1 protein-coding gene is annotated in these 214 nt (G+C 50.9%); it reads left to right on the top strand.

The window, feature by feature from the left end; all coding sequences use genetic code 11:
- A partial coding sequence (locus ACZYTD_RS17270; RefSeq protein WP_463893942.1) for a transposase family protein occupies positions 1 to 214 on the top strand: 214 nt, incomplete at both ends.

Genomic DNA, 214 nt, shown 5'->3' with positions numbered 1-214 from the left:
GAAACCCGCTCTGACATCAACCGTAAACATGACTTGGTTGATGTCATGTTTCTTGTCATCAGTGCCATCATGAGTGGTGCCGAGGGCTGGAGTGACATCGAGACCTATGGTGATTCAAAGGCGGATTGGCTCCGTCAATATCGTCCCTTTGCCAATGGTATCCCTCGCCGTCACACCATTGCTCGCATTCTACGCTGCATTGTCATCGATACCC

The organism is Pseudaeromonas sp. HNCC25DJ180 (assembly GCF_055413345.1).
Note: the sequence above shows the minus strand (reverse complement) of the source record. Positions and strands in the feature narration are given on the sequence as shown.